Source organism: Pseudomonas sp. yb_5 (genome assembly GCF_043103865.1).
GTDB lineage: Bacteria > Pseudomonadota > Gammaproteobacteria > Pseudomonadales > Pseudomonadaceae > Aquipseudomonas > Aquipseudomonas putida_Y.
Genome location: NZ_JBICKE010000061.1, coordinates 1 through 13,663 on the forward strand (window position 1 = coordinate 1; position 13,663 = coordinate 13,663).

A 13,663-nucleotide genomic window follows, 5' to 3' on the forward strand; every position below is an offset into this window, starting at 1 on the left:
CGTAGGAGCGGGTTCACCCGCGAAGAGGCCAGTACATGCAGCACATCCCGTCAGCCGAAACGATATTCCGGCAACCCTGCCAACCCCTCCTTCAGGTAATCCACCAGCCGCCGTACCTTCGGCGACAGGTGCCTCTGCTGCGGATACAGCGCCCATACCGCCGTATTCGGCGGCTGGTGCGCCTCCAGCAGCGACACCAGCGCACCGCTATTGAGGTGTTCCAGCACGTAGTAATCCGGCAACTGGCATAACCCTATCCCTTGTAACGCCGCATCCAGCACTGCCTGGCCACTGTTGCAGCGCCAGTTGCCCTGTACCCGCTGGCTGATCTCACGGCCATCCTGCTGTAGTGCCCACAAGTCCGAACTCCCCACCAGGCAATTGTGCCGCGCCAGCTCCGACAGGCTGTGCGGCCGGCCATAACGCTCAAGATAGGCCGGCGAGGCGCACAGGTACATGCGCCTCGGCGCCAGGCGGGTAGCCACCAAGCGAGAGTCGGCCAGGCGACCCAGGCGGATGGCCAGGTCCATGCCTTCATGCAGCAGGTCGAGGGTGTGGTTGCTCAGTTCCACATCCACGCGCAGCTGCGGGTACAGCGCCATGAATCGCGTCACCAGCGGCACGATGAAGCGCTCGCCGTAGGCCACAGCGCAGGTCATGCGCAGCAACCCCTTGGGTTCGCTGGCCAGGTCGCCCATGGCGCGCAGCGCTTCCTCACGGCCATCCTGCAAGCGCTGGCAATGCTGCAGGAAGGTCTGCCCGGCCTCGCTCAGGGTTACCCGGCGGGTACTGCGGTACAGCAAGCGCGTTTGCAGGCGTTCTTCCAGCCGGGCGATCTGCCGGCTGATGTGCGATGAGGAAACCCCCAGGCGTTCGGCGGCGGCAGTGAACTGGCCCGATTCGGCCACGGCGACGAATTCGTCGATGCCTTCCCATCGGCTGCTCATTGATTATCCCTGTATGGCAATAATGTTTTGTCTTTGGCCTGATTATTCATCAAAAGGCGCTGAATTACACTGCAAGACTGAATCGACCCACTGTCTGGAGACCTTTGATGATCAAGTCCCGTGCTGCCGTAGCCTTCGAAGCCAAGAAACCCCTGGAAATCGTCGAAGTCGACGTGGCCATGCCAAAGGCCGGTGAAGTGCTGCTGCGCGTGGTCGCCAGCGGTGTCTGCCACACCGATGCCTATACCCTGTCCGGTGCTGACCCGGAGGGTATCTTCCCATCGATCCTCGGCCACGAAGGTGGTGCAATCGTCGAAGCGGTAGGCGAGGGGGTCACCTCGGTCGCTGTAGGTGACCACGTCATCCCGCTGTACACCCCGGAATGCGGCAAGTGCAAGTTCTGCCTCTCGGGCAAGACCAACCTGTGCCAGGCCATCCGCGCCACCCAGGGCAAGGGCCTGATGCCGGACGGCACCACGCGCTTCTCGTACAAGGGCCAGGAGCTGTTCCACTACATGGGTACCTCGACCTTCTCCGAATACACCGTGCTGCCGGAAATTTCCGTGGCCAAGATCCAGAAAGAAGCACCACTGGAGAAGGTCTGCCTGCTGGGTTGCGGCGTGACCACCGGTATCGGCGCGGTGCTCAACACTGCCAAGGTCAAGCCGGGTGATACCGTGGCCATCTTCGGCCTCGGTGGCATCGGCCTGTCGGCCGTGATCGGTGCGGTCAAGGCCAAGGCCTCGCGTATCATCGCCATCGACATCAACCCGGCCAAGTTCGAAATCGCCCGCCAGCTGGGTGCCACCGATTGCGTCAACCCGAAAGACTACGATCGCCCGATCCAGGAAGTGATCGTCGACCTCACCGATGGCGGCGTGGACTTCTCCTTCGAGTGCATCGGCAACGTTCAACTGATGCGCGCCGCCCTGGAATGCTGCCACAAGGGCTGGGGTGAGTCGGTCATCATCGGTGTGGCCGGTGCCGGCCAGGAAATTTCCACGCGTCCGTTCCAGCTGGTGACCGGTCGGGTTTGGCGTGGTTCGGCGTTCGGCGGCGTGCGTGGCCGCAGCGAGCTGCCGAGCTACGTGGAAATGTCCGAGAAAGGCGAGATCCCGCTGGACACCTTCATCACCCACACGATGGGTCTGGAAGACATCAACAAGGCCTTCGACCTGATGCATGAAGGCAAGAGCATCCGTAGCGTGATCCACTTCTGAGGTTTGCCATGAGCCTGGATAACATCTCCTGCCAGAAGAGCTTCGGCGGCTGGCACAAGCGTTACCGGCATCACTCCAAGGTGCTGGGTTGCGACATGGTGTTCGCTGTGTACCTGCCGCCGCACGCCGAGCAGGGCGAAAAGCTGCCGGTACTGTACTGGCTCAGCGGCCTCACCTGCACCGACGAGAACTTCATGCAGAAGGCCGGCGCCCAGCGTCTGGCCGCCGAGCTGGGGCTGATCATCGTTGCTCCCGACACCAGTCCGCGTGGCGAGCAGGTGCCGGGCGATCCGGACGGCGCCTGGGACTTCGGCCTGGGGGCGGGCTTCTACCTCAACGCTACCCAGCAACCCTGGGCCCAGCACTACCGCATGCATGACTATGTGGTGGAGGAGTTGCCAGCCCTGATCGAGGCACATTTCCCGGCGTCGGGCGAGCGCAGCATCAGCGGCCACTCCATGGGGGGCCATGGCGCGCTGGTGTGCGCCTTGCGCAACCCGGGGCGCTACCGCTCGGTGTCGGCATTCTCGCCGATCAGCAATCCGATGGATTGTCCGTGGGGCGAGAAGGCCTTCAGCCGCTACCTGGGTGAAGACCGTGGGCGCTGGCGTGAGTGGGATGCCAGCGTGCTGCTGGCTGAAACCCCTGCTGGCCAATGCCCGCCGTTGCTGGTGGACCAGGGCGACCGTGACGACTTCCTCGAGAAGCAACTCAAGCCTGAAGCACTGGAACAGGCGGCACGCAAAGGTGGCCATGAAATGACCCTGCGTATGCAGCCGGGCTATGACCATAGCTACTACTTCATTGCCAGCTTCATCGAGGAGCACCTACGCCATCATGCGGTGGCACTGGGGCGGGTGTAACACCCTGGTCCAAAAGCCGCCAAACCCGCTGCAAAGCAGGTAGAATCACGCCCTGACTCTTTCAGGGCGTTTTCTTATGCGTATTGGCCACGGCTACGATGTGCACCGTTTCTGCGACGGTGATTTCATTACCTTGGGCGGGGTGCGCATCCCGCACAAATACGGCCTGCTGGCCCATTCCGACGGTGACGTGCTGCTGCACGCCCTGAGCGATGCCTTGCTTGGCGCTGCGGCACTGGGCGACATCGGCAAGCACTTCCCTGACACTGACCCGCAGTTCAAGGGGGCTGACAGCCGCGCGCTGCTGCGCCATGTAGTCGGCATCGTCAAGGCCAAGGGCTGGAAGGTCGGCAACGTTGACGCCACCATCGTCGCCCAGGCACCGAAAATGGCCCCACACATCGAAACCATGCGCCAGCTGATCGCCGAAGACCTGCAGGTCGAGCTCGACCAGGTCAATGTCAAGGCCACCACCACAGAGAAGCTGGGCTTTACCGGTCGCGAGGAGGGCATTGCCGTGCATTCGGTCGCCCTGCTGCTGCCAGCATGACCGAACTGGAACTGCTGGGCCCGCGCGCATCGGGTGAATCCCTGGGTACCGCCGTCCTCAAAGCGGTTGCCGAAGACTTTCAGGTTGACGAAGTCCTGGATATCCCGCTATCGGGCCAGGGCGAGCACCTGTGGCTGTGGGTCGAGAAGCGTGATCTGAACACTGAAGAAGCTGCCCGGCGCCTCGCCCGCGCCGCTGGCGTGCCGGTGCGCAGCATCAGCTACGCCGGCCTCAAGGACCGCCAGGCGCTGACCCGCCAGTGGTTCAGCCTGCACCTGCCGGGCAAGGCCGACCCGGATCTGTCGCGAGCCGAGGATGCCAGCCTGCGTGTGCTCAAGCAGGTGCGTCACCAGCGCAAACTGCAGCGCGGGGCGCATTCGGCCAACGGTTTCACCTTGCGCCTGACGGCCTTGGCTGCCGATCACCAGGCGGTTGATGCGCGTCTGGAACAGCTCAGGCGGCAAGGTGTGCCCAACTATTTCGGCACCCAGCGCTTCGGGCACGGCGGTGGCAACGTCCATGACGCCCTCGATTGGGCCGTACGCAAGGCTTTGCCTGAACAGCGCAACGTGCGTTCGCGGCTGCTTTCGGCCGGGCGCAGCTACCTGTTCAATCAGGTGCTGGCTGCGCGTGTCGCTGACGGTAGCTGGGCCCGAGCCCAGGTCGGGGACCTGCTGGCGTTCACCGACAGCCGCAGTTTCTTCCCGGCGGGTGAGGCAGAATGTGGCGACCCGCGCCTGGCGATTCTCGACCTGCATCCGACCGGCCCGATGTGGGGGGAGGGCGCTTCGCCTGCTGGCGCTGCGCCTGCCCAGCTGGAAAACGCTATCGGCTCAAGTCAGCCAGCACTTTGCCAGTGGTTGGCCCAGGCGGGCATGGATCACGAACGACGAATTCTGCGGCTCCCTATTGGCGGCCTGACGTGGCATTATCCCGAGCCTGATATCCTGCAACTGGAATTCGTCCTGCCGGCCGGATGCTTCGCCACCGTGGTGGTGCGTGAAGTCGTGGATCTGGTGTCGGCAGGGCAGACGGACAGCCCATGCGTATTCTGATTTCGAATGACGACGGTGTTACCGCACCTGGCATCGCCGCGCTGCATGCTGCGCTGGTGGATTATGCCGAGTGCGCGGTGATCGCCCCGGATCAAGACAAGAGCGGCGCCAGCAGTTCGCTGACGCTGGACCGGCCACTGCATCCGCAGACCCTGGCCAATGGCTTCATCAGCCTCAATGGCACGCCGACCGATTGCGTGCACCTGGGGCTCAATGGGCTGTTGCCGCAGACGCCGGACATGGTCGTATCGGGGATCAACCTCGGTGCCAACCTGGGCGATGACGTGCTGTATTCGGGTACGGTCGCTGCGGCGCTGGAAGGCCGCTTCCTCGGCGGTACCTCGCTGGCGTTCTCGCTGTTGTCGCGCCAGCCGGACAACCTGCCGACCGCGGCCTATATCGCCCGCCGCCTGGTCGAGGCACAGTCGCGCCTGGCGTTGCCGCCACGCACCGTACTCAACATCAATATTCCCAACTTGCCGCTGGAGCACATCCGTGGCATCCAGCTCACCCGTCTCGGTCACCGGGCGCGGGCGGCGGCGCCAACCAAGGTAGTCAACCCGCGTGGCAAGGAAGGCTACTGGATTGCCGTGGCCGGTGATGCCGAGGATGGCGGGCCGGGCACCGACTTCCACGCGGTGATGCAAGGCTACGTATCGATTACCCCGCTGCAACTCGATCGCACCTTCAATGATGCCTTCGAGCAGCTCGATGGTTGGCTGGAGGGCCTGCTCTGATGCGTGAGGACGATATGCTGCGGCGTGGCATCGGCATGACCTCTCAGCGTACCCGGGAGCGGCTGATCCAGCGCTTGTGCGAGGAGGGTGTTTCGAACCCCAAGGTGCTCGACGTGATCCGGCGTACGCCGCGCCACCTGTTCGTTGACGAGGCGCTGGCGCATCGGGCTTACGAAGACACCGCGCTGCCGATCGGCCACAACCAGACCATCTCCCAGCCGTTCATGGTTGCTCACATGAGCGAGCTGTTGCTCGAGGCCGGGCCACTGGACAAGGTGCTGGAGATTGGCACCGGCTCGGGTTACCAGACGGCTATCCTGGCCCAGCTGGTCGAGCGGGTGTTCTCGGTAGAGCGCATCAAGGTACTGCAGGATCGGGCCAAAGAGCGCCTGGTGGAACTGAACCTGCGCAACGTGGTATTCCGCTGGGGCGACGGTTGCGAGGGGTGGCCGGCACTTGCGCCGTACAATGGCATCATCGTCACCGCCGTGGCGCCGGAGGTGCCACAGGCACTGCTCGACCAGCTGGCACCCGGTGGGCGCATGGTCATCCCGGTAGGGCCGGCCGGCGAAACGCAGCAACTGATGCTGATCGTACGCGAGGAGCATGGTTTCTCCCGTCGCGTGCTGGGGGCTGTGCGTTTCGTGCCGCTGCTCAATGGTCCGCTGGCCTGAGGTCTGTTGAACTGAGCTGTGCAGGCATGAGGCGCGGTGTATTTTTGTGCCGGTGGCGAATTCTTGTCGCTTCGCCCTGTCTATCAGGCGGTGCGAAGCGCTAACGCACAGCGTGCACCGGGGTTTTGCGCTCGTCTTTCGTAGCCGTCTGCCAATACCGGCTGGCTTGGTTATAATTGCAACAATATTGCATTTCTTGTCTTCATATCGATTTTCGGCACCATGAGGGGAGCGCGGGTGGGTCACACAGTCATTCGGCAGCGCAAGGACGGCTCGGGTTTCAAGCTTCTGGTGATTGCATTGGCCATGGGCGCGCTTCTGGTGGGTTGCTCAAGCACCGGCAGCAACAGCGCGCGGGTGGTCGACCGCAACAACACCGTTCCCAAGCGTCCGGCAGTGACTTCCGGGCAATATATCGTCAAGCCAGGCGACACCCTGTTCTCCATCGCCTTCCGTTATGGTTGGGACTACAAGGAGCTGGCTGCACGCAATGGCATCCGGGCGCCTTATACCATTCGCCCGGGCCAGGCGATTCGATTCAGCAGCGGCTCCGGCAGCCGCACCACGGTGGTGTCCAGCCCGTCCTCGTCAAGCCGCACCACGGTCACGCGGCGGCCTGTGGGCGCTCCTGCCACGGCGCCTGCCAGCACCCGTAAACCGGTCACGCCGGCCTCTTCGGGCAATGCGCCAGTGGTTGCCAGTGTGCCGGCTGCGGAGCGTGCCGTAGGCGGTTGGGCCTGGCCAGCCAACGGCGTGCTGATTGGAAAATTCGCTTCAAACGGTAGTTTGAATAAAGGCATTGATATCGCCGGTGATTTGGGACAGCCTGTTTTTGCTGCGTCTGATGGTGCAGTGGTCTACGCCGGAAGTGGTTTGAGGGGCTACGGCGAGCTGATCATCATCAAGCACAGCGACACCTACGTCAGTGCCTACGGTCATAACCGCAGGCTGTTGGTTCGGGAGGGGCAGCAGGTCAAGGCAGGGCAGTCGATTGCTGAAATGGGGTCTACGGGCACAGATCGGGTGAAGCTGCATTTCGAGATTCGCCGCCAGGGCAAACCCGTCGATCCGCTCCAGTTCCTGCCACGTCGTTGATCGTTGTACCCAGCCTGTTCCTGTGATGTAGAGGGGACAGGCTCAAGCGCTGCCAGGGATAAAGGTGCCGCTCGAGTCTGAGTTCGAACTCAGCAAAGGATTATAACAATGGCTCTCAGTAAAGAAGTGCCGGAGTTTGACATCGATGATGACGTCCTCCTGATGGAGACGGGTATCGTTTTGGAAACGGATGTGGTGTCAGACGAACCTGCTGTATCTTCGGTTCGGACGAGGGCCAAGTCGGGCTCTTCGCTCAAGCAACACAAGTACATCGATTACAGCCGGGCGCTCGATGCCACCCAGTTGTATCTCAACGAGATCGGTTTCTCGCCGCTGCTTTCGCCGGAAGAAGAAGTGCATTTTGCGCGCTTGTCGCAAAAGGGTGACCCTGCCGGCCGCAAGCGCATGATCGAAAGCAACCTGCGCCTGGTTGTCAAAATTGCCCGTCGTTACGTGAACCGTGGCCTGTCGTTGCTCGACCTGATCGAGGAAGGCAACCTGGGGTTGATCCGTGCGGTCGAAAAGTTCGACCCGGAGCGTGGTTTCCGTTTCTCGACCTATGCGACCTGGTGGATTCGCCAGACCATCGAACGGGCGATCATGAACCAGACCCGCACCATTCGCCTGCCGATCCACGTGGTCAAGGAACTGAACGTCTACCTGCGCGCCGCGCGCGAGCTGACCCAGAAACTCGACCACGAACCTTCACCAGAAGAAATCGCCACGCTGCTGGAGAAGCCGGTCACCGAGGTCAAGCGCATGCTGGGCCTGAATGAGCGGGTGTCGTCGGTGGATGTGTCGCTTGGCCCGGACTCGGACAAGACCCTGCTTGATACGCTGACCGACGACCGTCCGACTGATCCGTGCGAATTGCTGCAGGATGACGACCTGTCGCAGAGCATCGATCAGTGGCTGGGTGAGCTGACCGACAAGCAGCGCGAGGTGGTGGTGCGTCGCTTTGGCCTGCGTGGGCATGAAAGCAGTACCCTTGAGGATGTTGGCCTGGAAATAGGCCTGACCCGGGAACGGGTGCGGCAGATTCAGGTAGAGGGGCTCAAGCGTTTGCGCGAGATCCTTGAGAAGAATGGCCTGTCCAGTGAGTCCTTGTTCCAGTAGCGAAGGTCTGTGTCACTCAAAACGCCCCGATGACCTCGGGGCGTTTTCGTCTGTAGCGGAAAAGCTTGAGAGCGGCGGGGCGCACTTCAGGGCAGAGCAGATACCCAATGTGTATTCCGCTACCCCGGTAACATTGCATGTAAGCCTTTTCTTACTCGTTTTGTAAGCTATCTATGCAAGCCTCAGTAGACCATTGTCGTTTCCTGGCTCTGTTTTTTTACAACTCATTGAAAATCATGATTTATTCGCCGCTGACCATATGTGTCGTCGGAAATACCCTGTGAGGTCTCGCGCTTGCCCGCCCGGCTCAACCCGCTAGTATTCGAACTGTGCACAGGGACATGCACAGGCTTTCAGGATGAAGGCCAAGGACATCGCAAGAAGCGATTTCATCAGGATGATGTTTGGGACAAGCAGGGACTACGGAAAAAATGTGGGCGGGTCAAACCGCCCCTTTTTTTTGCACGTAGGAAAACAAAAAAGGCCCCGAAGGGCCTTTTTCGCGTCTGGGCGCTATCAGCGCTCCAGGTCGGCAATCTTGCCGGTCTTGCCATCCCATTCTTCAGCGTCCGGCAGGGCATCCTTACGCTCGGTGATATTAGGCCAGATTTCCGCCAGCTCGGCGTTCAGCTCGATGAAGTTTTCCATGCCCGAAGGCACTTCGTCTTCCGAGAAGATGGCTTGCGCTGGGCACTCCGGCTCGCACAGGGCGCAGTCGATGCACTCGTCCGGGTGGATGACCAGGAAGTTCGGGCCTTCGTAGAAGCAGTCCACCGGACAGACTTCCACGCAGTCGGTGTATTTGCATTTGATGCAGTTGTCGGTGACGACGAAGGTCATTTCTAATTCTCTCCTCAGGCGACGGCGGCGGCCCTTCCTCTCAGGGCCGCGCGGTTTACGGGCATGTGGCTGCAGGCCAGGCTAATAACCTGCAGCACCAGCAAACCGCGGCGGATTCTACCAGCTTGTAATGGGCGCCGTTATAACAGGTTCTTTAGTTGATATAGCATTTCGATAGCTTGACGCGGGGTCATGTCGTCCAGTTGCAGCTTGCCCAGCTTCTCGATGGCTGGATGTGGCAGGCTGGCGAACAGGTCGCTCTGGTGCGGTACCTGCGGCGCATCCTTGGCTTTTGCGGCCGGGGGCTGCTCGTGCGGCAGGCTGGTGGTTTCCAGGCGCCCCAGGTGTTCGCGGGCACGCTGGATGACCGCCGTGGGGACGCCGGCCAGTTGCGCCACGGCCAGGCCGTAGCTCTGGCTGGCAGGGCCGGGCAGTACATGGTGCAGGAACACGATGCGTTCGTTGTGCTCGGTGGCGTTCAGGTGCACGTTGGCCACCAGCGGCTCGCTCTCCGGCAGCACGGTCAGTTCGAAGTAGTGCGTGGCGAACAGTGTGTAGGCACGCAGTTGGGCCAGGCGCTCGGCGGCGGCCCAGGCCAGCGACAGGCCGTCAAAGGTACTGGTGCCGCGGCCCACTTCGTCCATCAGCACCAGGCTGCGGTCGGTGGCGTTGTGCAGGATGTTGGCGGTTTCGCTCATCTCGACCATGAAGGTCGAGCGCCCGCCTGCCAGGTCGTCACTGGAGCCGATGCGCGTGAAGATGCGGTCGACCAGCGACAGCTCGCAACTCGCCGCAGGGACGAAGCTGCCGATGTGCGCCAGCAGCACGATCAGGGCGGTCTGGCGCATGTAGGTGGACTTACCGCCCATGTTCGGGCCGGTGATGATCAGCATGCGCGTGCTGTTGTCCAGGCCCAGGTCGTTGGCCACGAACGGTGTGGTCAGTACCTGCTCCACCACCGGGTGGCGGCCTTGCTCGATGCGCAGGCACGGTTCGTCGACAAAGCGCGGGCAGTTAAGGTCGAGGTTAAGCGCCCGCTCGGCCAGGTTGCTGAGCACATCCAGTTCGGCCAGCGCGGCTGCGCTGTCCTGCAGGGGTGCCAGGTGGCTGATCAAGGTTTCCAGCAGGGCGTCGTAGAGCATCTTTTCGCGGGCCAGGGCGCGGCTTTTGGCCGACAATGCCTTGTCCTCGAACGCCTTCAGCTCCGGGGTGATGAAGCGCTCGGCGCCTTTGAGTGTCTGGCGGCGGATGTAGTCGCCCGGGGCCTGCTCGGCCTGCTTGGTCGGCAGTTCGATGAAGTAGCCGTGTACACGGTTGTAGCCGACCTTGAGGTTGGCAAGGCCGGTACGGGCCTTTTCCCGGGCTTCCAGGTCGATCAGGAACTGGCCGGCGTTCTCGCTGATTGCCAGCAGCTCGTCCAGTTCGTTGTCATAGCCGGCCTTCAGTACACCGCCGTCGCGGATCACCGCCGGCGGGTTGTCGATGATTGCCCGCTCCAGCAGGCTGGCCAGCTCCGGATAGGTACCGGTAATCGCCGCCAGGCGCGCCAGGTGCGGCGCTTCGAGCTCGGTCATGGCGTTCTGCAACTCTGGCAACGCGCCCAGCGCATCGCGCAGGCGTGCCAGGTCGCGCGGGCGGGCATTGCGCAGGCCAATACGGGCGAGGATCCGCTCGATATCGCCAATTTCCTTCAACTGCGGCTGCAGCTTTTCGAAGCGGTAGCTGTCGAGCAGGCAGCGGATCGAGTCCTGGCGTGCTTGCAGCACCTTGAGGTCGCGCAGTGGGCGGTTCAGCCAGCGGCTCAGCAGGCGGCTGGCCATGGCGGTCTGGCAGCGGTCGATTACCGATTGCAGGGTGTTGTCGCGCCCACCGGCCAGGTTGATGTCCAGCTCCAGGTTGCGCCGGCTGGCACCATCGAGGATGACCGTATCATCCAGGCGCTCGTGGCGCAGGCTGCGCAAGTGCGGCAGGGCGGTGCGCTGGGTTTCCTTGGCGTAGGTCAGCAGGCAGCCGGCGGCACCGATGGCCAGGGTCAGCTTGTCGCAGCCGAAGCCCTTGAGGTCCTTGGTCGCGAACTGCTGGCACAGGGCCTTGCGTGCCGAGTCGCGGTCGAAGTCCCACGGTGCGCGGCGGCGGGCGCCTGGGCGTTTCTCCGCAGGCAGGTCCCGTGGCCAGTCGTCGGGGATCAACAGCTCGACCGGGTTCAGGCGCTCGAGTTCGGCCAGCAGGTTTTCCCAGCCCTTGATCTCCTGCACGCTGAAATTGCCGCTGGTGATGTCCAGTACCGCCAGGCCGAACAGGCGCTCGTCACCGAGCAGTGCGGCAATCAGGTTGTCGCGGCGCTCGTCGAGCAGTGCCTCGTCACTGACCGTGCCCGGGGTGATGATGCGCACCACCTGGCGTTCCACCGGGCCCTTGCTGGTGGCCGGGTCGCCGATCTGCTCACAGATCACCACCGACTCGCCGAGTTTGACCAGCTTGGCCAGGTAACCCTCCAGCGAATGGAACGGAATCCCGCACATGGGGATGGACTGGCCGGCCGACTGACCGCGGGCGGTCAGGGTGATATCCAGCAGTTTCGCGGCCTTTTTCGCATCTTCGTAGAAGATTTCGTAGAAGTCGCCCATGCGGTAGAACATCAGCTGGTCCGGGTGCTGGTTCTTCAGCTTCCAGTACTGCTGCATCATCGGGGTGTGTGCGGAAAGATCTGACATTCAGGGCCTTACAGGGGGGATCTGGTTGGCGATGGTAAACCCGTAATGGTACAGGCTTTTTCGTTGCGATGCAGGCGCGTGCTTTGGGGCATGCGCGCAGTCTGGCGGGCAATGGTGGAGCTGCACCGCGTAACCCTCTAGAATGCGCGCCCCTCGATGAATGCCCCTAGCCGTGACCTGCACGATGAATGTGTCCAGCCCTGTCCCTTATGTATCGCAACAGCTGATCTACCTCCTTTATGGCGAGCGCCGGATCTACCAGCTGGAGGCAAAACTCAGCATCCTTACCGCCCTGGCCCGTTGCAGGTCGGCTGAGCTGCCGGTGATCCGTGTGCTTACCGACCAGCCACAGGCTTTTGCCGGCTGGCCGGTGGAAGTGATCGCACTGGACGAGCAGACCCTGCAGGCCTGGGCCGGCTACGGCGGCTACACCCACCGGCGCAAGGCCTGTGCCATTGCCCTGGCCGGTCAGTGGGCGGACAAGACCGTGTTCATCGATACCGATACGGTATTTCTGCAGTCGCCGCAAAAGCTGTTCAGCCAGGTCGATGCCGGGCAGTTCTTGGTCGACGAGGTGGAAATGAGCTGGGCCGAGGCCTCCCGCAGCAGTTATTACCGCAGTTTCACCGAAGGACTTGCGGAGTCGGGCGAAGCACCGGCCGATGACTTGCGGCTGTGTAACAGCGGTGTCATGGGCTTTACCCGCGACAACGTAGGCACCGCCGAGCGCGCCATCTGCCGGATCGACACCTGGACGCCGTATGCCCGTGACCTGCATACGATCGAGCAGATCGCCTTTTCCTTCGAACTGGATGGCGCGCAGATCAACGAGGCGCGCGGCGTGATCAGCCATTACTTTGCGATGAAGCAGTACGTGCATGCCATTCTAGAAATCTTCTTTGCCCGGCATGGCGAGCATTTTCATCCGAAGATGCCAGGTCTGGCCCTGAAGGTGCCGGCGCACCGCCCGGAGCCCTCGTGGTTGACTCGGCTCTCGGTGAAATGGAGCCTCAAGCATGTGCCCCGGGAGCTGCGTGGCATCGGCCGCAAGTTGCTCTATGGCAGTGTGATGAGTGGTGATGATTACCAGCGCGCGTGCAAGGTGGTCTGGTGGCGTTCGGCAATTGAGGACATGCGCAAGCTGGGCGGCTTCGACTGTAGCCGGGAGTGGCCTGAGGGGCTGCCGCGGTTGGGGCAGCGTGACGAACTGGCGTTCAGCGAAATCGCCCGGGCCAGCCTGAAAGTTCCTGAGCCAGAGTTCGAAGCAGGGTGATAGGGTAGAGAGCCGCCCTCAAGGAGCACCCTACATGGACCCGATCACCACGCTCGCCACCCGTCTGGGTGAACACCTGCGCCGATTCAATGCGCAGGTGACTACCGCCGAATCATGCACCGGTGGTGGCATTGCCGAAGCCATCACCCGCATACCTGGCAGCTCGGCCTGGTTCGAAGCCGGTTACGTCACCTATTCCAATGCCCAGAAAACCCGCCAGCTGGGGGTACCTGAAGCGTTGTTCGGTCAGGTGGGGGCAGTCAGCCAGGAAGTGGTCGAAGCCATGGTCCGCGGAGCTCAGGCCGCCAGTGGCGCACGCTTCGCCGTGGCGGTGAGTGGTGTGGCCGGGCCGGACGGCGGCTCGCCAGCCAAACCGGTGGGCACCGTGTGGCTGGCCTGGGGTGACGGCGACCGGGTGTTCAGCGAACGCCGGCAGTTCGACGGTGACCGCGAGGCGGTGCGCCGACAGACGGTGATCGCCGCGTTAGACGGCTTGTTACAGCTTGGTGCCGAGTAAATCGACGACAGGGGTTTGCGCGGGCGTCTGCCTGTGGAATAATACTGGCTACTTATACAGGT

At 62.4% G+C, this 13,663-nt stretch carries 13 protein-coding genes; 10 read left to right on the forward strand and 3 right to left on the reverse strand.

The features are described from left to right. Positions 1-50 precede the first annotated feature (50 nt). Entirely contained in the window at positions 51-947 is an 897-nt protein-coding gene (locus tag ACF8GF_RS08915; RefSeq protein WP_021785896.1) for a LysR substrate-binding domain-containing protein, read from the reverse strand. A 107-nt stretch (positions 948-1,054) separates the two neighbouring features. On the opposite strand from ACF8GF_RS08915, the gene ACF8GF_RS08920 reads away from it, so the two are divergent. The 8 genes from ACF8GF_RS08920 to rpoS all read left to right on the forward strand — a co-directional run bounded on the left by ACF8GF_RS08920 (position 1,055) and on the right by rpoS (position 8,257). After that, on the forward strand, positions 1,055-2,167 hold the full coding sequence (locus tag ACF8GF_RS08920) for an S-(hydroxymethyl)glutathione dehydrogenase/class III alcohol dehydrogenase (RefSeq protein ID WP_021785895.1): 1,113 nt from the start codon (positions 1,055-1,057) through the stop codon (positions 2,165-2,167). Between the two features lie 8 nt (positions 2,168-2,175). After that, on the forward strand, positions 2,176-3,030 hold the full coding sequence (gene fghA, locus ACF8GF_RS08925; protein ID WP_392488006.1) for an S-formylglutathione hydrolase: 855 nt from the start codon (positions 2,176-2,178) through the stop codon (positions 3,028-3,030). Positions 3,031-3,106: 76 nt separating this feature from the next. Beyond that, positions 3,107-3,580: a 2-C-methyl-D-erythritol 2,4-cyclodiphosphate synthase gene (ispF, locus tag ACF8GF_RS08930; RefSeq protein ID WP_003252342.1), complete on the forward strand. Its 474-nt coding sequence runs from the start codon at positions 3,107-3,109 to the stop codon at positions 3,578-3,580. Continuing rightward, on the forward strand, positions 3,577-4,635 hold the full coding sequence (gene truD / locus ACF8GF_RS08935; protein ID WP_176682771.1) for a tRNA pseudouridine(13) synthase TruD: 1,059 nt from the start codon (positions 3,577-3,579) through the stop codon (positions 4,633-4,635). Before ispF ends, truD begins: the two co-directional genes overlap by 4 nt. Further along, on the forward strand, positions 4,623-5,372 hold the full coding sequence (surE, locus tag ACF8GF_RS08940) for a 5'/3'-nucleotidase SurE (RefSeq protein WP_176682772.1): 750 nt from the start codon (positions 4,623-4,625) through the stop codon (positions 5,370-5,372). Before truD ends, surE begins: the two co-directional genes overlap by 13 nt. Before the next feature lie 35 nt (positions 5,373-5,407). Next, positions 5,408-6,046 (forward strand): protein-L-isoaspartate(D-aspartate) O-methyltransferase, encoded by a 639-nt coding sequence (locus tag ACF8GF_RS08945; RefSeq protein ID WP_176682794.1) that lies wholly within the window; start codon positions 5,408-5,410, stop codon positions 6,044-6,046. A gap of 237 nt (positions 6,047-6,283) precedes the next feature. Then, positions 6,284-7,141 (forward strand): peptidoglycan DD-metalloendopeptidase family protein, encoded by an 858-nt coding sequence (locus tag ACF8GF_RS08950; protein WP_176682795.1) that lies wholly within the window; start codon positions 6,284-6,286, stop codon positions 7,139-7,141. 108 nt (positions 7,142-7,249) lie between these two features. After that, complete coding sequence (gene rpoS / locus ACF8GF_RS08955; protein ID WP_021785876.1) at positions 7,250-8,257, forward strand: RNA polymerase sigma factor RpoS; 1,008 nt, start codon at positions 7,250-7,252, stop codon at positions 8,255-8,257. Positions 8,258-8,773: 516 nt separating this feature from the next. Here rpoS and fdxA read toward each other — a convergent pair. Together fdxA and mutS are read right to left on the reverse strand one after the other, a co-directional pair. Further along, positions 8,774-9,097, reverse strand: a complete 324-nt coding sequence (gene fdxA, locus ACF8GF_RS08960) for a ferredoxin FdxA (RefSeq protein ID WP_027595821.1) — start codon at positions 9,095-9,097, stop codon at positions 8,774-8,776. A 140-nt stretch (positions 9,098-9,237) separates the two neighbouring features. Continuing rightward, a complete protein-coding gene (mutS, locus tag ACF8GF_RS08965; protein WP_176682773.1) occupies positions 9,238-11,811 on the reverse strand; it encodes a DNA mismatch repair protein MutS in 2,574 nt (857 codons plus the stop codon). Between the two features lie 184 nt (positions 11,812-11,995). Here mutS and ACF8GF_RS08970 point away from each other — a divergent pair, with 184 nt between their 5' ends. Further along, on the forward strand, positions 11,996-13,084 hold the full coding sequence (locus ACF8GF_RS08970; protein ID WP_392488007.1) for a hypothetical protein: 1,089 nt from the start codon (positions 11,996-11,998) through the stop codon (positions 13,082-13,084). A 34-nt stretch (positions 13,085-13,118) separates the two neighbouring features. Next, positions 13,119-13,601, forward strand: coding sequence for a CinA family protein (locus tag ACF8GF_RS08975; protein WP_010952695.1), 483 nt, complete (start codon positions 13,119-13,121; stop codon positions 13,599-13,601). Positions 13,602-13,663 lie beyond the last annotated feature (62 nt).